Below are 17,938 nucleotides of genomic sequence, written 5' to 3' on the forward strand. Positions count from 1 at the left end.
GGGTGGGTCAGGTTAGGTGGGATTCCAGGACGTCGAGGGCCTCGGTGACGGTGGTGGCGACCGTCAGGAGGTCGCGGCCGGCGGGCTTGAGGAAGGTCTGGTCGGCCAGCGCGTCGAGCCAGTCCAGCAGGGGGCGGTAGAACCCGTCGGTGTCGATCAGCACCATCGGCTTGGTGTGCAGGGCGAGGGTGGCGGTGGTCCACACCTCGAACAACTCGTCCAGGGTGCCCAGCCCGCCGGGCAGGGTGAGGAAGGCATCCGACTTGTCGATCATCAGGGTCTTACGGCTGGCCATCGAGTCGGTCACCAGCAGCTCGTCCGAGGCCAGGTCGGCGACCTCCAGGTCGACCAGCGACTGCGGGATCACGCCGACGGTGCGCCCACCGGCGGATCGGGCGCCGTCCGCCAGCGCGCCCATCATGCCGACACAGCCACCACCGCTGACCACCGTGTGCCCGCGCCGGGCCAGCTCCGCGCCGGTCTCTGCGGCCAGGTCCAACCAGCGCTGATCGAGGGTACGAGAGGAGGCGCAGAAGACGCAGATCGCCGCCATCAGTCGTGGTCCCGAGCCTGCTCGGCAGCGGCCTGCTGGTCAACGCCGGTGCGCGCGACAGCCTCCTCGCGGACCGCCTCCTGCTCGGCGGAGAGCGCGGCCTCCGACGCGACGATGTACCGGACCGCCTCGTTGACGTCGTCGGTGAGGCAGATCAGGTCCAGGTCGACCGGCCCGATCTTGCCGGTGGCGGCCATCGTGTCGCGCAGCCAGTCCAGCAGACCCTGCCAGTAGGCGACCCCCATGAGCACCACCGGGAACCGGGTGACCTTGCCGGTCTGCACCAGGGTGAGCGCCTCGAACAACTCGTCCATGGTGCCGAACCCACCGGGCAGCACGACGAACGCCTGGGCGTACTTGACGAACATCGTCTTGCGGGCGAAGAAGTAGCGGAAGTCGATGGCCAGGTCGACCCAGTCGTTGATGCCCTGTTCGAACGGAAGCTCGATGCCGAGACCCACGGAGAGCCCACCGGCCTCGCTGGCGCCGCGGTTGGCGGCCTCCATCACTCCGGGCCCACCTCCGGTGATCACCGCGTAGCCGGCTCGGGCCAGCGCGCCGCCCAACTCCTCAGCCAACTGACACTCGGCGCTGTCCGGCGCACTGCGCGCGGAGCCGAAGACGCTGACCGCGGACGGCACGTCGGCGAGGGTGTCGAAACCCTCGACGAACTCGGCGAGGATGCGCAGCGCGCGCCAGGCGTCCTTGGTCTTCCAGTCGCCCCGCCCCCGTGAATCCAGCAGTCGCTGGTCGGCGGTGCTGCTCGGGATCGCCCCTCTGCGCAGGGTGACCGCACCGCGATGCCGCTCCTGTCCCGGACCGCGACCGGCCTCCCGCCCGTTGCTCTGGCTCATGGGGCAACCGTAGTGGAGCAGCACCGCTCGGGTGCGCGGGGCGGGGACGCCGAGAAATTGTTCGGGATCATGGGCAACTATTCGGCGCTCCCGTACGTCTTACTATTCACATACCGGGTATGCCCCGGCGCGCGCCTTCGGGGGAGGAGACAGCGTGATCAGTAACAGCGAGATGATCCGGATCCGTCGCCAGATGCAGCGACGGATCCGAGACGTGGTGGCCGAACGCCGCCGCACCCGCCAGCAGAACCCGACCCCCAGTTCCCCCGCCCCATCCGGAGCCGATCAAGAGGTTTGCGTCGCCGACAACGGGCCAGGCTGACGCAAACCTCTTGATCACCAGGGCGACCGGACGCGACGGGGCGGCCCGGGTCAGGCCGGGGCCAGCCAGCGGTGCAGGGTCGCGACGCCGTCGCGGATCTTGCTGATCTCGACGTGCTCGTCGGGGTGGTGAGCGAGGTTCGGGTCACCCGGGCCGAAGTTCAGCGCCGGGATGCCCATCGCCGCGAACCGCGCCACGTCCGTCCAGCCCAGCTTGCCGATCGGCGCGGCGCCGACCGCCGCCAGGAACTCCTTCGCGGGGGCCGCGTCAAGCCCGGGCGCGGCACCGGCAGCCGTGTCGGTGACGGTCACCTCGAAGCCGGCGAACACCTCACGCAGGTGGGCCTCCGCCTCGGCCGGGGTGCGGTCCGGGGCGAACCGGTAGTTGACCTCGACCTCACAGAGGTCGGGAACCACGTTGCCGGCCACCCCACCGTTGATCCGCACCGCGTTCATGCCCTCGCGGTAGTCGCACCCGTCAATGGTGACCCGGCGCGCCTCGTACGTCTGGAGGCGTCGCAGCACCTCGCCGGCGGCGTGGATGGCGTTGACCCCGTGCCAGGAGCGCGCCGAGTGGGCGCGTACCCCGGTCGTGGTGACCACCGAGCGCATGGTGCCCTGGCAGCCCGCCTCGACGATGCCGTACGTCGGCTCCAGCAGCACCGCGAAGTCCGCCTGCAACCACTCCGGGAATGCCTGGGCGACGAGGTTGAGCCCGTTGTACCGGGACTCGATCTCCTCGGCCTCGTAGAAGAAGTACGTCACGTCGTAGCGCGGCTCGGGCAGCGTCACCGCCAGATGCAGCGCGTACGCGGTGCCGGACTTCATGTCGGAGGTGCCGCAGCCGTACATCAGGTCGCCGCGCATGGTCGACGGAAAGTTGTTGTTCAACGGCACCGTGTCGAGATGCCCGGCCAGCACGACACGCTGCGACCGACCGAGGTCGGTGCGCGCCATCACCGTGTTGCCGTGCCGGTGGGTGGTCAGGTGCGGTACGCCCCGCAGCACCTCTTCGACACAGTCGGCGATCGCCTTCTCGTTGAGGGACACGGACTCTATGTCGACCAGAGCGCGGGTCAGCTGCACCGGATCGGCGAGGACCTCGGGGGTCAGCGGGTTCTCCATGGTTCGCACGGTACCTTCAGGTCTGTCAGCGCGAGGAGCGAGCCGAGGTCAGCCCGGCCGTGACCGAGAGGTGTAACAGTGACGTCCGCAGATTCCGCCTGGGGCATCGGCCTGGCTACGGTCACCGCAGACGAGCAGGTGCTCGATACCTGGTACCCGACCGGCAAGCTGGGCCTGGGCGAGCTACCGCTGGTCGCCGGCGAGGACGAGGCGGACGTGCTCGACCTGCCGCCGGCCGCGCTCGGTGACCGGTCCCTGCCCGGTCTGCGCACCGTGCAGGTGGTCACCGTGATCGGCTCGCTGGACGACCCGATCAAGGACGCGTCCGACGCGTACCTCCGGTTGCACCTGCTCTCGCACCGCCTGGTGCGACCCAACCAGCTCAACCTGGACGGCATCTTCGGCAAGCTGGCCAACGTGGCCTGGACGTCCGCCGGGCCGTGCCCTCCGGAGCGGGTGGACGAGCTGCGGGTGATCGAGCGGGCCGCCGGCCGGCACCTGTCGGTGTACGGGGTCGACAAGTTCCCCCGGATGACCGACTACGTGGTGCCCTCGGGTGTGCGGATCGCCGACGCCGACCGGGTCCGCCTCGGCGCCCACCTGGCCGCCGGCACCACAGTGATGCACGAGGGCTTCGTGAACTTCAACGCCGGCACCGTCGGCACCTCGATGGTCGAGGGGCGGATCGTGCAGGGCGTGCTGGTCGGCGACGGCTCCGACATCGGCGGCGGGGCCTCCATCATGGGCACCCTCTCCGGCGGCGGCACCGACAAGATCAGCATCGGTGAGCGGAGCCTGGTCGGCGCGAACGCCGGCGTCGGGATCTCGCTCGGCGACGACTGCGTGGTCGAGGCCGGCTGCTACATCACCGCCGCGTCGAAGATCACGCTCCCCGATGGCCGCGTGGTCAAGGCCCGGGAGCTGTCCGGCGTCGACGGCCTGCTGTTCTGGCGCAACTCGGTCACCGGCGGGCTGGAGGCCCGGCCGCGCACCGGCCGGGGCATCGAGCTGAACGCCGCCCTGCACGCCAACGACTGACGGACCCGCCGGGTCCGCGGCGCTCGGCCGCGGACCCGGACGGGGTACGCCTCAGCGCAACCGGTACGCCTGGATGATCCGTTGGGTCACCGTGTTGCCGGCGGTGTCCCGGGCGGTGGCCCGCAGCGACACGTGGCCGGCGCCAGCCGGATGCCGCAAAAGGGCTGACCAGCCGTCGGCGGAGGTGCGGACCAGCTTCGCCTTGCTCCAGGTCTTCCCGCCGTCGTACGAGACATCGACGGCGAGCTTCTCCACTCGGCTGGCCGGTGCGCCGGGCTGCCGCTGCACCGTTACCGGTACGACGAAGCCCTGGCCGGCCGGAGCGCTGTTGTCGACCCGCAGCTGCGGCGCGAAGCGCACCGCCGACAGGGGCAGCCGGGCCGGCGTCTCACCGGCGACGTGCCTCGACCGGAAGGTCCAGCTGGACTCCACCTCGGTGCTCAGGTCGGTGAAGCTTCGCTTCGACGACGTGACGAGCCGGTAGTCCGCCGCACCCGGTGGCACTGTGAACTCTCCGTAGCCGGCGTACTCGCTCTCGCCGACCAGTTTGCCGTTGCGCCAGAGCTCGGTGTGCTCACTGTCGCTCAGCGAGGCGCCCGGGTGCCCGGCCGCGTCGCTGAACATCGGCACGTCGACCAGGATGGTGTCGCCGACCCGGGTGACGCTCTGGTGCGGCCAGCGCGGCCTCGGGAAGGACGATGCGTACGGCGCCTGGTTCCAGATCTCCTGGACCGTCCGCCCGGCCCGGTACGCGGTGGGGGTGGAGAAGAGCGCCGCCTGCGGGCTCAACCACCCTTCCTCGTCCAGTGTTCCGAAGTAGACCTCGGACTCCCACTTCACATTCTTGGTGTTGTAGTACTCGACTCGCTGGCCGGGCACGACGGTGGGCAGGATCAGCGCGGAATAGCCGACGTTGTACTCCAGCTCGGCGAGCACGATCCGCTCGGCCGCCATGCCCGGGTAACCACCGCGGAACTGGTGCACGACGGTGGCCAGGTCCCGTCGGGTGTAGTTTCGGACGAACCCCGTGGGCATCCGGCCAGGAATCGCTTCGGCCAGCGCATACAGGTACGGGCTGTTGACCGGGTCCGGCTTGGTCCACTGGCTGCTGACGGTGGCGACGAACTTGTCGGCGGAGATCGGCTTGCCGATCTGACCGCTGGTCAGGCCGGTGAACGTCTCCGCCCAGAGCCCGATTCCGTACCCACTGCCGTCGTCGGCGGTGAAGTTGCCGCTGAGGTCGATCAGTTGTGGGACGGCTGTCCGGTCCGGAACGGTCGTCCGCACCGGCTTGCCCCGCCGGGCGTCCACGACGATCCGGGTGTCCCGCTCGACGGTCACCTCGGGCTGCATCAACAGGGACATCCCGGGCTGCTGATCCTCCGGACCGGGCTCGAAGACGAGGCCGCTCAGGCCGTAGTGCCCCTTGGGCACCCGCGCGGTGGCCACCCCGTCGGAACTGACGAGGTCCCAGGAGCCATAGGTGTCCATCCCGACCAGCGCGGTCCAGTGGTCCGCGGTGCGCGCGCCGGCGCGGTTCAGGTGCTCCACGGTGAGCGTGTAGCTCTCCACCTCCCGGTTCACGGCCAGCGGAGTGACGGCGACCGCCGCCCCGGATCGGGCCACGATCCGCCCGGTCCAGTAACCGTCGGCGTCGCCGAGCCGGGTATCAGCGGTGACGGTCGTGGCGGCCGTGCCGCCCGCCGGCACGGTGAGTTGGCTGGCGCCCAGGACGAAGAGGCCAGCCGGCAGCGCCCGACCGCCGGGGCCGGCGCCCTCGATGCTGAGGTCCACGGTCACCGGGGCCGGGCCGTCGTTGCGCCAGGTCACCGTGCGGGTGATCGGGGCGTCGTCAGCGTGCGGCCACAGGGCACGCCCGAACGAGACGCTGACCGGGTCGGTGGTGATCTGCTGGGTGATCGCGTGTGCGACGTCGACCCGCCCGGCTCCCTGCTGGTAGGCGGTCTGGTCCGGGTGTGGCTTGGCGGCGGCCATCAGAGTGGCCTTGAGCCGGTCGGCCCGCCATCCCGGGTGCTGCTGAGCCAACAGCGCGGCCGACCCGGCCACGTGCGGGGTGGCCATCGAGGTGCCGGAGAGCGTGACGTAGCGGTCCCCCACTGGGTCGCCGATGACGCCGTTGGCGGACCGTGCGGCGACGATGTCGACGCCGGGCGCGGTGATGTCCGGCTTCAGCGCGTCGTCGCCGACTCGCGGGCCCCGGCTGGAGAAGTCGGCCAGCTCGTCGTCGCGGTCCACCGCACCCACGGCGAGCCCGGCGTCGGCGCTGGCCGGGGAGCCGACCGAGCCGTCCGAGCCGTCGTTGCCGGCGGCGAGGACGAACAGCGTGCCGGTCTGCGCGGTCAGGGTCTGCACGGCCTCCTCGACCGGGTCGACCTCCGGGGTGTCCCAGCCGCTGAGGCTCATGTTGACCACGGCGGCCTTCTTCTCCACCGCGGCCCACTGCATGCCGGCGAGGATCGCCGACTCGGTGCAGCCGGCGTCCTCACAGACCTTGCCGTCCAGCAGCGTCGCGTCCGGCGCCACACCCCGGTACTTGCCGCCGGAGGCCGCGCCGGTGCCTGCGATGGTCGAGGCCACGTGGGTGCCGTGGCCGACCGTGTCCCGAGCGTCGGCGACCTCGGTGAAGTTGCGCGCCTCGGCCACCTTGCCGGCCAGGTCCGGATGGGTGGCGTCGACGCCGGTGTCCAGCACCGCGACGGACACGCCCGTACCGGTGAACCCGGCCGCCCAGGCGGTGGGCGCGCCGATCTGCGGCACGCTGTGGTCGAGGGTCACCCGTCGACGTCCGTCCAGCCAGATCCGCTCGACGCCCCCCGCCGCGTCGAGCCGGGCCGCAGCGGGACCGGTGGTGACCTTTTCCCACACCGCGCCGAGGGAGGATTTGTCGCTGTTCAGGGCGGCACCGCGAATCACGGGCAGGTCGCGGGTGACCCGCGTGCCGGGAAGGGCGGCCGAGGCACGCTTGGCGGTACCCGCCGAGCCGTATGCCACCAGCAGCGGCAGGGTGTTGCGGTGGGCGTCGTCGTAGCCGGCCTCGACCAGCCCGGTGACGTCGAAGAGTCGCCGGTCCACCCGGCCGGAGCGCAGCAACGGCAGCGCGTCCGTCGGCGTGACGGTGAGTCGTCCGCGCTCGCGCTGGACCAGGAACTGCACGTCCTCGCGACCGGCGCCGGGCCGGACCGAGGCGCCGGACGCGGTGACGGTGACCCGGTCACCGGTGATCAGCGTGACGGTGGTCGAACGGTTGACGGTGGGTCCACCCGGAGTGGACTGTGGGCCGGTGCCGCCGGGTGGGGCGGGCACGGTGGTTGCGGCTGAGACGGGAGCCGGCGCGGAGAGCGCCAGCGCGAACACGAGGCCGAGAGCGGCCAATCTTCTTCCCTGGTGCAACGGATCCTCCTCGTCAAGCGTCTTGATGGATGGAGTCACATTGACAAATCAGAATTGCATACTGGGTATGTAAAATGAAGGCCAGAAAATGACAGACCCGCCACGAGCCGACGAACCGGGCCGGCATGATCGGGCGGTGACCTCCATGAAGGACAAGATGCTCGCCGGCGAGCCATACATCGCCGACGATCCCGAGATCATCGCCGACCTGGACCGGGCCGCTCGGCTGATGGAACGCTTCAACACCAGTCCCGCGGCCGATCCACAGGCCCGGATCGCGGCACTGCGGGAACTCCTCGGCGAACTGGGCGAGGGCACCTGGATCCGCCCACCGTTCTACTGCGACTACGGCTGGCAGATCCGGATCGGCCCGCGCAGCTTCGTCAACTACAACGCGGTCTTCCTCGACGTCGCACGGATCACCCTCGGCGCGGACGTCCAGGTCGGCCCGAACGTGCAGCTGCTCACCCCGACGCATCCGGTCGAGGCCGGCCCGCGACGGGACAAGTGGGAGGCGGCCAGGCCGATCACCATCGGCGACAACGTGTGGCTCGGCGGTGGCGCGATCGTGCTGGCCGGCGTGACGATCGGCGCGAACACCGTCGTCGGCGCGGGCGCGGTGGTCACCCGGGACCTGCCCGCCGACGTGGTGGCCGTCGGCAACCCGGCCCGGCCGATCCGCGAACTCGGCTAGACCGTCGGCGGATCCGACAGGCGGACCACCAGGTCGGCCCGGTCGGCGGTGGGGGTGATCAGGGCGGCATTCGACTCGTCGCTGCCCAGCGCCCACGCCCGCGCCTGCTCCGGCGAACGACCGAAAGCCTCGTGCCGGACGGTCAACCGGCGGTGCCGCACCTCGGCGTCCAGGTCGAGAAACCACGCCTCGTGCAGCAGCGGTCGGATCTCCTGCCAGGGAAAGTCCGGCAACAGCAGGTAGTTGCCCTCGGTCACCACCAGCCGGACCGACGGCGGCACCTCGATCGCGCCGGCCACCGGCTCCTCCAACTCCCGGCGGAACTCCGGCGCGTAGACCGACGTCGGCTCCAACCGGTGCAGCCGGCGCAGCAGCGAGACGTACCCGTTGGCGTCGAAGGTGTCCACCGCGCCCTTGCGGTCGGCGCGGCCCAGGCGAACCAGCTGCGACTGCGCCAGGTGGAAGCCGTCCATCGGCACCAGGCAGGCGGCCGACCCGATCTCGGCGACGATCCGCTCCGCCAGGGTGGACTTTCCGGCGCCCGGCGCACCGGCGATGCCGAGCAATTGTCGCGGGCCGGCCTCGGCCAGCACCAACGCCCGCGCCACCAACTCGTCGGCGGACAGCACCCGGGCCGGCGACATCAGCCCAGAACCGGGTCGCTGATGGTGAACCGCGCCTGCACCGCCGCCTGCACAGTCTGCGGCTGCGGGTCCAGCTCGAGCTCCGGCGGACCACCGCCCGCGCCACCACAGCCGCCGAAGGCCGCACGGGCGAACATCGGCCGGTCGGCGGGGCCCGCATCGGCCAGCTCGATCAACGAGGTGACCCGGGCGCCCAGCGCCTCCGCGTACTCCCGCGCCCGCAGCAGCGCGTCGCTGATCGCGGCGTGCCGGGCCGCACGGTGGGCGGGGCTGTCCGGACGAAGCTCCCACCACGGGCCGGCCACCTCGACCTGGTCCTGGTCGGCGAGCCGGAGCATCAGCTCACCCAACGCCGTGAAGTCGGTGACCGTGACGGTGGTGGTGACACTGCCGTGCCAGGCGACCACCCGCTCACCCGAGCGCCGGGTCTCCGGCCGCACCCGCAGGTCGCCGGTCTCCCGCCGCGCCACCGCCGGCCCAGAGCCGTCCAGCAGCACCCGGACCGCCGCGGCCCGCTCGGCCAACCGGGTCAGCGTCGCCTCCCGGTCCCGGTCGCGAGCTGTCGCGGTGACAGCGAACCGGGCCAGCTCGGGCGGCACCTCCCGGTACGCCTCGCCGCGCACCTGCACCACCGGACCGTCCACCACCATGCCCCTCAGCCTAGTCAGCCACGGGGCGCCGCGCCGCGTAGGAGACAGTGTCCGCGTCGACGTGCAGGCCGGTCAGGTAACCGCCGGCCACCCCCAGCTCGCGCAACCAGGACACTTCTGCGGCGTGGTCACCACCGGCAGGGAACTGCCTGTCGTACGCGTCGAACCGCCGGTCGCGCAGCGCCGCGCGGGCGGCCCGCGCCTCGTCGTAGCGTGCGGCGAGCACCGGGGCGTCGTCGGCGCGCAGCGCGGCGGCCAGGTCGTCCAGGAACGCGGTGACCTCGGCCAGTTCACGCAGCACCCGGTCCCGGTTGCCGAGCAGCATGTTGGCGGTCCGCTCGGCCGGGGTTCCAGCGACCCGGGTGCCGTCGGAGAAGCTGCCGGCGGCGAGGGCGAGGATCGCGTCGCGCAGCGGTGCGCGCTGCACGGCGCCGGCCAGCGCGCCGGCCAGCAGGTGCGGCACGTGTGAGGCGAGCGCGGCGGCCGAGTCGTGCTCGGTGGCGGACATCGGCACCACCCGGGCCTCGAAGACCTCCACCAGCAGCTCGGCCAGCCAGCGGAACGCGGTGGTGGCCGGCCCGGGCGCCGGACAGAGCACCCAGGCCGCGCCGGTGAGCAGGTCCGGCAGGGCGGCCGTCAAGCCGGCCCGGTCGGTGCCCGCCATCGGGTGGCCGGGCACGAACCGGTGCGTCAGCCCCTGCGTTGCGGCGAACGCCGCCACCTGCTCCTTGGTGCTTCCGACGTCGGTCAGCACACACTGCTCACCGGTCATCGCCGCCACCTCGACCAGCGTCGCCGGCAGGGTGGGCAACGGCCCGCACAGGAAGACCACGTCCCGGTCGGTCACCGCCTCGACCAGGCGGTCCGGCGCGGATACGCCCAACCGGCGGGTCTCTCGCCGGGTGGCCTCGTCCGGGTCCCACCCGACCACGTCGATGCCGGCGGCGACCATCCGGAGCAGCACCGAGCCACCGATCAGGCCGGTGCCGACCACCGCCGCCCGTACCCGCGCACCTGGCCTGTCCACCATGCTCGACCGCCCGGAGCCGCGATCAGGCGAGACGTGCCGCGACGCCGGCGATGTGCTCGTCGGACTCGGTGAGGGCGACCCGGACATGCTGCCCGGCCGTCGGGCCGTAGAAGACGCCGGCAGCGACCAGGATGCCGCGTCGGGCCAGCCAGTCGACCGTCTGCCAGCAGTCCTCACCCCTGGTCAGCCAGAGGTACAGGCCCGCCTCGGAGTGCTCGACGGTGAACCCGGCACCGGTGAACGCCGCGGCGAGCACCTCCCGCCGGGCGCGGTAACGCTCCCGCTGCTCCTCTGCGTGTCGCTCGTCCTTTAAGGCGGCCACCATTGCCGCCTGCACCGGCGCGGGCACGATCATGCCGGCGTGCTTGCGGACCTTGAGCAGCTCGGCGACGAGCGCCGGGTCGCCAGCGACGAAACCGGCCCGGTAGCCGGCGAGGTTGGACCGCTTGGAGAGCGAGTGCACGGCCAGCACCCCGGCGTAGCTGCCCCCGCAGACCTGCGGAGACAACACCGAGACCGGGTCGGCCGACCAGCCCAGGGGCAGGTAGCACTCGTCGCTCGCGACCACCGCGCCACGTTCGCGGGCCCAGTCGACCACCTTGCGCAGGTGCGCCGCGGGCAACACCCGACCGGTCGGGTTGCCGGGCGAGTTGACCCAGACCAACCGGACCCGCGGGGTCGGCCCGAGCGAGGTGAGCGAGTCGGTACGAACGACGGTGGCGCCGGCCAGCCGGGCGCCATCCTCGTAGGTGGGGTACGCGATCGACGGCACCACCACCACGTCACCCGGGCCGATGCCGAGCAGCGTGGGCAGCCAGGCCACCAACTCCTTCGAGCCGATGGTCGGCAGCACACCGAGACCATCGACGCCGGCGCCACAGGCTCGGGACACCCACGCCGCGATCGCGGCCCGCAGCGCCGGGGTGCCGGCGGTCAGCGGGTAACCGGGAGCATCGGACGCGTCAGCCAACGCCCGCCGGATCACCTCGGGCACCGGGTCGACCGGCGTACCCATGGAGAGGTTGATCAGGCCCTCCGGATGCGCCGCGGCCAGCGTGGCCGCGGCGTCCAGGGTGTCCCAGGTGAACTCGGGCAGCCGCGACGAGACCGGCGCGGGCCGGTTCAGTGGCCCTCGCCGCGCGGCGGCTGCGCGGCGACGAAGGTGGCGTCCTTCTCCACCTTGCCGACCTTCGAGGCGCCACCGGGCGAGCCCAGGTCCTCGAAGAACTCGTAGTTCGCGCCGGTGTAGTCCTTCCACTGCTCCGGGACGTCGTCCTCGTAGAAGATCGCCTCCACGGGGCAGACGGGCTCACAGGCACCACAGTCGACGCACTCGTCGGGGTGGATGTAGAGCATCCGATTGCCCTCGTAAATGCAGTCGACCGGGCACTCCTCGATGCATGCCTTGTCGAGCACATCTACGCACGGCTCGGCGATGATGTAGGTCACCGGTCTTCTCCTCCGCAAGACTCGCCGCGATCTCCCGCGACGGTAAGAGCCTAGTATCTCGCCGGGGAGGGGGTCGATCGTGCTCCGACAGCAGGATGTGGGACACCGGATCGTGGTCCGCCGGATTGTGGGGATTCGTGAAGGCCGCCCGCTATTTTCCGATGCCCTCGGCGAGCTGGTCGAGCTGAGCGAGACTCATCTCACGCTGGCCACCGCTCAGGGGCCACTTCGGGTCCCGGTGGCGCAGGTCCACCGCGCCAAGCGCGTTCCGCCGACCCGTCGGCCGACCGCCGCGGCGGTCGTGGCGCTGGAGCGGGCCGCCGACGAGGCCTGGCCGGCACCGACCCGGGGCCGACTCGGTGACTGGCTGCTCCGGTCGGCCGAGGGCTGGACCGGGCGCGCCAACTCGGCACTGCCGATCGGCGACCCGGACCGACCACTGGCCGCCGCTGTCGACGCGGTGGAGCGCTGGTACGCCGAGCGGGGGCAACCCGCGTTGATCAATACCCCGCTGCCCCTCGCCGCTCCGGTCGGCGCCGAGCTGGACGCCCGCGGCTGGGGCACCCGCCCGCCGACGCTGGTACAGACCGCACCGCTGCCCCTGCCTGCGTCGACGTCCGCCAGCGGTCAGGCGAACGGGTGGGGCAGTGCGGTCGTCGAGCTGGCGACCGCGCCCAGCGACGATTGGCTGGCCATCGCCGCCGGCCGCAAGGGCGGCCTGCCGGACGCCGCCCGGCACGTCCTCACCGCCGTGGACCAGGTCCGCTTCGCCCACGTGTACGTCGACGCCACCCTGATGGCCGTCGGTCGCGGCACAGTGACCGGCCAGGGGCGCTGGTTGGGCCTCAGCCTGATCGAGGTCCTACCGGCGGCCCGCCGCCAGGGGTTGGCCCGCCGCGTGATCCACGAACTGACCAGCTGGGGCGTGTCGGGCGGCGCGACGCACGTGTTCCTCCAGGTCGAGCAGCGCAACACGGCGGCGGTCGCGCTCTACCAGCGGCTCGGCCTCGTCACCCACCACACCTACCTGACCCGGGTCGCCCCAGACTGACCTCGACCGCCGTCGGACGAGGCAGCGGCCCGGCGCAGCGGCGGCCCGGCGGCAGCACGGCCCGGCGGCAGCACGGCCCGGCGGCGGCGGCCCGGCGGCGGCCCGGCGGCGGCACGGCCCGGCGCAGCAGCGGCCCGGCGCTTGATCCACTCGGCTTTCAGGAAGTCGCGGCATCCGGACGCCCGGGACCCCCCGACTTCAAGGAAGCCGAGTCGATCAAGCGCCGGCGGCCGCACGAACGGGCCCGGACGAGCGGGCCCGGACGAGCGGCCCAGGACGAGCGGTGATCAGCGGCGGACGACTCGGCGGGGCTTCGCGGCCTTGACCTCGGCGTATCGCTTGAGCTGCTGAGAGCGGTAGTCACGGCCGAGCGCCGTGAGCACCAGATAGCCGATCAGCAACCCGGCACCGGTGGCGAGCAGGTAGAGCCAGATCTGGGCGAAGAACGTCGCCGCGCCGCCAGCGAACGGGTTGTGACCGACCAGCAGGGGCCCGACCAGCACGGTCAGCAGCATCGCCACCGGCACCACGAGGGCCATGTCGGCTGCCCAGTCGGCCAGCGGCCGGCGTCGGCCCCAGCGGAAGGCGACCACGGCGAGGGTCAGGCCGATCACCGTGAACATCGCCAGCGACACCCGGTCGGCGGCAGTGTCGTCACTGTCGAAGCCGAACCTGGTGATCAGTCGGGCGACCACGTTGACCGCGAACAGTGCCGCTACGAGCACACCGAGATCACGCCACCGTTTGTCCATCGCCGGACCCTCCTGCCGTACGCCCCGTCGCGGGGTTCGCATCCCTGGCAGGAATATCTACCACCCTTACCTGGGAGACGTCATCAAACGGCAGCACCCCAAAGCAACCGGGCGTCAGCTGCCGAGCAGGGGCGGCTGCGGGGCGAGGATCTGCCGGAAGCCCATCACCGCGAAGGTCATCGCGCCGGCCACGATCATGGCCAGCCCAACCCAGTTGTCGCCGGCCAGCAAGAGGTCGCCCTCGTTGGTCCGGATGGCGGCGACCGCCATCAGCGCGAACCACGGCACCGCCGGCAGCGCCACCGCCCAGCGACGACCGACCGCCTCGTACGCGAACCAGCTCAGCACGATGTTGGCGCCGATGGCGAGGAGCACCGACACGCCGACCAGTTGCCCGCCGACGCGAACCGTGGCGAGCAGCAGCTCCAGTACGCCGGTCAGCACACCGGCGAGGACCACCACGATCGCGCCGACCACCCGGACGCCCAGGTCCAGCAGTCGCGACGGTGGCCCCGCCGGGGGCGGGGCTTCCTGGTCCTCCACGACCGTCACCGGTACGGCCGGCACTGTCACCGGAGACCCGCCGCCGCGACCGGGGACCGGTCCGGGGCGGTCTCCGCGGGCAGGCCGGCGAAGAGGTCGTCCTCCCAGCCGTACGGCCCGGTGCCCGGGCCCTTCTCACCGACCGCGAGGGTGAAGAACTCCACGCCCATGAACTCGCCACCGAAGTTGCCGGCGATCGAGTAGAGCCACGAGTTGGCCGGAATCTGGGTGGCGTGCGCCCGCATCGCGGCCTCCTTGGCCGTGTGCTGGTCGGTGCCGTCGATCCGGGCCGCGATCTGGGCGTCCGGGGTGCCGAAGGGCAGATCGGCGATGTCCTCGATGCCGGCGAACGGGTTGTCGGAGGACTCGGCGAAATGCGTCATCCCGGCCTCCAGGACGCTGAGCGGCATGGCCGTCCAGTAGACCTTGAGCGGGGCGCAGCCCTCGGCGGCGGCCAGCTCGACGGCGCGCATGGCCACCCGGTGCGCCTGGATGTGGTCGGGGTGGCCGTAGAAGCCGTTCGGGTCGTACGTGACGAGCACCTGCGGGCGTACCTCTCGCATGATCTCCACGAGGTGCCCGGCGGCCTCGTCGAGGTCGGCCTGCCAGAAGGCCCGGGGGTGCTCGTTGGTCGCGAGGCCCATCATCCCGGAGTCGCGGTAGCGGCCGGCGCCGCCGAGAAAGCGGTGGTCGCTGACGCCGAGCGCGGCGCACGCGGCGGCCAGCTCGGTCACGCGGTACCCGCCGAGCTGGTCGGCCTCGGCGGCGGCGAGCTGGGCCAGCGCGGGCACGTGGATCTCGCCCTCCTCGCCGAGCGTGCAGGTCACCAGCGTGACGTGCGCGCCCTCGGCGGCGTAGTGGGCCATCGTCGAGCCGGTGCCGATCGACTCGTCGTCGGGGTGCGCGTGGACCAGCAGCAGGCGGCGGTCGGGCAGCATCGTCACGACGGTCACTCTAACTGGCGGTTCTCCCCCGGCCGACGCTGACGCGTCCGCCCAGGTAGGCCACATCACCCCCGCTCCCGCTCTACGATTTGGCGTGTGGACTTTCCGGAGCTGGCCGCCCGCACCCGACGGTTCAGCCACGGCGCGCCACGCGCTGTCTCGGTGGCTGAGGACGGCTCCCGGGTGATCTTCCTGCGCTCTGCCGGCCCCGAGGATCCGGCGGACGCGCTCTGGCTGTTGGACGTGGGCACCGGCGAGGAGCGGCTGGTCGCCGATCCGGCGACCCTGCTGGGCGAGGGCGGGGACGTCCGGTCCCTCTCCCCCGGCGAACGCGCGCTACGCGAGCGGCTGCGGCTCAGCGCCGCCGGCATCGGCTCGTACGCGTTGGACGCGGCCGGCCGGGTTGCGGTGTTCGCGCTGGCCGGGCGGTTGTTCCGGGCCGATCTGGTGCACGGCGACGTGGTGGAGGTGGCGGCCGTCGGCCCGGTGCTGGACCCACGTCCGGACCCGACCGGGCAGCGGCTGTCGTACGTGACCGACGCGGCCGAGGGTGTACGCCGGGGTCAGCTGCGGGTGATCGACCCCGACGGCACCGACACCCTGCTGGCCGGCGAGGACGCCGGGGTGAGCTGGGGGTTGGCCGAGCACATCGCGGCGGAGGAGTTCGGCCGGTTCCGGGGGTACTGGTGGGCGCCCGACGGCCGCTCGGTGCTCGCCGCCCGGGTCGACGAGTCCCGCCTGGAGCGGTGGCACCTGCACGACCCGGCCGAGCCGGCGAGCCCCCCGACCGCCGTCGCGTACCCCCGGGCCGGTGGCCCGAACGCGGAGGTCAGCCTGCACCTGCTGGACCTGGACGACGGCTGGGTCGACGTGCACTGGGACCGGGAAACCTACCCGTACCTGACCGGGGTCAGCTGGGGTGAGGGCAGTCCGTTGATCACCGTGCTGCGCCGCTCGCAGCAGCACGGGCTGGTGCTGGCCGTGGACCCACGCACGGGTGAGACGCAGGTGCACGCCGAGCTGGCCGATCCGCGCTGGGTCGAGCCGATCGCCGGCACCCCCGCGCACCTGCCGGACGGCCGGGTGCTGGTCGGTGGGGAGTTGGCCCACGACGGGTACGACGCCCGGTGCCTGTTCGCCGACGGCACCCTGCTCACACCGCCGTCGCTGTACGTACGACGGGTGGTGGGTCGGCTGCCGGCCGCCGCCGGCCCGGCCGACCTGCTGGTGGAGGCGAGCGACGGCGAGCCGAGCGAGCGGCACCTGTTCCGGGTCCGCACCACCATCGGCGGTGGGGTGGACGCTCGTCGGCTCACCACCGACTCCGGCTGGTACACCGCCGCGGTGGGCGGGGACGTGCTGGCCGTCGGCGTCGCATCGCTAGATCACGCCGGGGTGCGCTGGACGGTGCGCCGGGGCGATCAGGAGATCGCCGAGCTGCGCTCGTTCGCCGCCGCCCCGCCGTACTCTCCGTTGCCGCTGCTGGAACGGGTGACCGATCGGCGGCTGCCGGCGGCGGTGCTCTACCCGGACAACCACGTGACGGGCCGGCGGCTGCCGGTGCTGCTGGACATCTACGGCGGCCCGGGGCACCAGGAGGTCGTGGCGGCGCGGGCCGCGTGGCTGGAACGACAGTGGTGGGCCGACGCCGGGTTCGCGGTGGTCACCATCGACAACCGGGGTACGCCGGGCGTGGCGCCGTCGTTCGAGAAGGCGATCCACCGGCGGGTCGCCGACGTGATCCTGACCGACCAGATCGACGCGCTCACCGCGCTCGCCGGTAAGCACCCGGACCTGGACCTGGGCCGTGTGGGGGTGCGCGGCTGGTCGTTCGGCGGGTGGCTGGCCGGGTTGGCGGTGCTGCGCCACCCGGAGCTGTTCCGGTGCGGAATCGCGGGTGCCCCGGTGACCGACTGGGCGCTGTACGACACCGCGTACACCGAGCGTTATCTGGGGTTGCCGGAAGACGGCCAGGACATCTACGCGCACCACTCGCTCGTCGAGTTGGCCGCCGAGCCGGTCACCAGCCCGGACCAGGCTCGCCCGTTGCTGCTGGTGCACGGCATGGCCGACGACAACGTGGTGGCCGCGCACACGCTCCGGCTCTCCGCGGCCCTGCTGAGCACCGGCCGGCCGCACGCCGTGCTGCCGTTGACCGGGGCTACCCATCTGGCCGCGAACGGCACCGCCGAGCGGCTGCTCCCCCTGGAGCTGGACTTCCTCCGTACCCACCTGCTGTAACGGCCACGATCACCAACGCTCCACGAGGTGTTCCCGGCCCTGCGGCGGGTCGTACGGTTCGGGCCAGTAGTCGATGATCTTGCTGATCAGCCCATGCTCGGACATCTCCAGCCAGACGCACGCGTCCTGCTGCTCGTCACCGACGCAAACGTCGAGCAACAGGGCAGCCAGGCGGCCATCGGCGATCACCCGTCGCGGCCGGAGGTGCCAGTCGCCGGGATACTCGGTGTTGAACCGCAGAAACGCGTCCTTGCCGCGAATGCGCTCCCGAGTCTGCGGCATCTCGTAGACCACATCATCGGTGAGCAGGGCTGCCAACCCGGACCAGTCGCGGCGCTCCAGAAAATCAACGTAGGCGTGCGCGGCCTGCCGGGCCGTCGAGGTGTCATCCACGGCGCGGACCCTAGCCAGCGCCAGCGACAATCCCACGAGCCCGGCGCATCAGCGTCCTTGCCCACGTCGATGCCCCCAGCACGCCAGCCTGAGCGTCAGCGCCGCCCGGCGTACCCATCTTGGCTGATCTCCGGCGACGCCGGGGCCGTGAATCTTGGACAGTTTCCGTCAGCGCGTGACTATTCAGTCCCATGACATCTGTCAGTGATGAAGTCCCGATACATGTGTCACTTGGTAGGGATCTT

The 17,938-nt window shown here is 71.9% G+C and carries 17 protein-coding genes; 4 read left to right on the plus strand and 13 right to left on the minus strand.

Annotated features, from left to right (window positions below; all coding sequences use genetic code 11):
- Nucleotides 1–7 precede the first annotated feature (7 nt).
- From ACIA47_RS20045 to dapE, 3 genes are all read right to left on the minus strand, one after another.
- A complete protein-coding gene (locus ACIA47_RS20045) occupies nt 8–553 on the minus strand; it encodes a TIGR00730 family Rossman fold protein (protein ID WP_203124637.1) in 546 nt (181 codons plus the stop codon).
- Complete coding sequence (locus ACIA47_RS20050; protein WP_203124635.1) at nt 553–1,407, minus strand: TIGR00730 family Rossman fold protein; 855 nt, start codon at nt 1,405–1,407, stop codon at nt 553–555. The genes ACIA47_RS20045 and ACIA47_RS20050 overlap by 1 nt, the downstream gene beginning before the upstream one ends.
- 372 nt (nt 1,408–1,779) lie before the next feature.
- Complete coding sequence (gene dapE, locus ACIA47_RS20055; protein WP_396709723.1) at nt 1,780–2,853, minus strand: succinyl-diaminopimelate desuccinylase; 1,074 nt, start codon at nt 2,851–2,853, stop codon at nt 1,780–1,782.
- A 78-nt stretch (nt 2,854–2,931) separates the two neighbouring features.
- On the opposite strand from dapE, the gene dapD reads away from it, so the two are divergent.
- Nucleotides 2,932–3,891, plus strand: a complete 960-nt coding sequence (gene dapD / locus ACIA47_RS20060) for a 2,3,4,5-tetrahydropyridine-2,6-dicarboxylate N-succinyltransferase (protein ID WP_203124631.1) — start codon at nt 2,932–2,934, stop codon at nt 3,889–3,891.
- Between the two features lie 51 nt (nt 3,892–3,942).
- On the opposite strand, the gene ACIA47_RS20065 is transcribed toward dapD, so the two are convergent.
- A complete protein-coding gene (locus ACIA47_RS20065; RefSeq protein WP_396709771.1) occupies nt 3,943–7,302 on the minus strand; it encodes a S8 family serine peptidase in 3,360 nt (1,119 codons plus the stop codon).
- A 136-nt stretch (nt 7,303–7,438) separates the two neighbouring features.
- Here ACIA47_RS20065 and ACIA47_RS20070 point away from each other — a divergent pair, with 136 nt between their 5' ends.
- Nucleotides 7,439–7,996, plus strand: a complete 558-nt coding sequence (locus tag ACIA47_RS20070; RefSeq protein ID WP_396709725.1) for a sugar O-acetyltransferase — start codon at nt 7,439–7,441, stop codon at nt 7,994–7,996.
- Here ACIA47_RS20070 and ACIA47_RS20075 read toward each other — a convergent pair.
- Genes ACIA47_RS20075 through fdxA form a run of 5 tightly spaced genes read right to left on the minus strand, consistent with a single transcriptional unit; the run spans nt 7,993 to nt 11,769 of the window.
- Nucleotides 7,993–8,640: a nucleoside/nucleotide kinase family protein gene (locus ACIA47_RS20075; protein WP_396709727.1), complete on the minus strand. Its 648-nt coding sequence runs from the start codon at nt 8,638–8,640 to the stop codon at nt 7,993–7,995. The two genes, ACIA47_RS20070 and ACIA47_RS20075, sit on opposite strands and share 4 nt — an antisense overlap.
- Nucleotides 8,640–9,287, minus strand: coding sequence for an SIMPL domain-containing protein (locus ACIA47_RS20080; protein WP_396709773.1), 648 nt, complete (start codon nt 9,285–9,287; stop codon nt 8,640–8,642). Before ACIA47_RS20080 ends, ACIA47_RS20075 begins: the two co-directional genes overlap by 1 nt.
- A gap of 13 nt (nt 9,288–9,300) precedes the next feature.
- Nucleotides 9,301–10,320: a prephenate dehydrogenase gene (locus tag ACIA47_RS20085; RefSeq protein WP_396709729.1), complete on the minus strand. Its 1,020-nt coding sequence runs from the start codon at nt 10,318–10,320 to the stop codon at nt 9,301–9,303.
- A 22-nt stretch (nt 10,321–10,342) separates the two neighbouring features.
- Nucleotides 10,343–11,446, minus strand: coding sequence for a succinyldiaminopimelate transaminase (gene dapC / locus ACIA47_RS20090; RefSeq protein WP_396709775.1), 1,104 nt, complete (start codon nt 11,444–11,446; stop codon nt 10,343–10,345).
- Entirely contained in the window at nt 11,443–11,769 is a 327-nt protein-coding gene (gene fdxA, locus ACIA47_RS20095) for a ferredoxin (RefSeq protein ID WP_030490464.1), read from the minus strand. The genes dapC and fdxA overlap by 4 nt, the downstream gene beginning before the upstream one ends.
- 79 nt (nt 11,770–11,848) lie before the next feature.
- Between fdxA and ACIA47_RS20100 the strand changes: the two genes are divergently transcribed.
- A complete protein-coding gene (locus ACIA47_RS20100) occupies nt 11,849–12,820 on the plus strand; it encodes a GNAT family N-acetyltransferase (protein WP_396709731.1) in 972 nt (323 codons plus the stop codon).
- Nucleotides 12,821–13,107: 287 nt separating this feature from the next.
- On the opposite strand, the gene ACIA47_RS20105 is transcribed toward ACIA47_RS20100, so the two are convergent.
- From ACIA47_RS20105 to mshB, 3 genes are all read right to left on the minus strand, one after another.
- Nucleotides 13,108–13,572, minus strand: a complete 465-nt coding sequence (locus ACIA47_RS20105) for a hypothetical protein (RefSeq protein ID WP_396709733.1) — start codon at nt 13,570–13,572, stop codon at nt 13,108–13,110.
- Between the two features lie 114 nt (nt 13,573–13,686).
- On the minus strand, nt 13,687–14,145 hold the full coding sequence (locus ACIA47_RS20110; protein ID WP_396709735.1) for a hypothetical protein: 459 nt from the start codon (nt 14,143–14,145) through the stop codon (nt 13,687–13,689).
- Nucleotides 14,142–15,068 carry an N-acetyl-1-D-myo-inositol-2-amino-2-deoxy-alpha-D-glucopyranoside deacetylase gene (gene mshB, locus ACIA47_RS20115; RefSeq protein ID WP_396709737.1) on the minus strand — a complete coding sequence of 309 codons (927 nt, stop codon included), beginning with the start codon at nt 15,066–15,068 and terminating at the stop codon, nt 14,142–14,144. The genes ACIA47_RS20110 and mshB overlap by 4 nt, the downstream gene beginning before the upstream one ends.
- 87 nt (nt 15,069–15,155) lie before the next feature.
- Here mshB and ACIA47_RS20120 point away from each other — a divergent pair, with 87 nt between their 5' ends.
- The gene (locus tag ACIA47_RS20120; RefSeq protein ID WP_396709739.1) at nt 15,156–17,300 is read left to right on the plus strand and encodes a prolyl oligopeptidase family serine peptidase; all 2,145 of its coding nucleotides are present in this window, start codon (nt 15,156–15,158) and stop codon (nt 17,298–17,300) included.
- 9 nt (nt 17,301–17,309) lie between these two features.
- Here the strand turns inward: ACIA47_RS20120 and ACIA47_RS20125 are convergent, their stop codons facing one another.
- Entirely contained in the window at nt 17,310–17,723 is a 414-nt protein-coding gene (locus ACIA47_RS20125) for a nuclear transport factor 2 family protein (protein WP_396709741.1), read from the minus strand.
- Nucleotides 17,724–17,938 lie beyond the last annotated feature (215 nt).

The sequence above is a fragment of the Micromonospora sp. NPDC051227 genome (assembly GCF_044455385.1).
In the GTDB taxonomy this organism is placed as follows: Bacteria; Actinomycetota; Actinomycetes; order Mycobacteriales; family Micromonosporaceae; genus Micromonospora.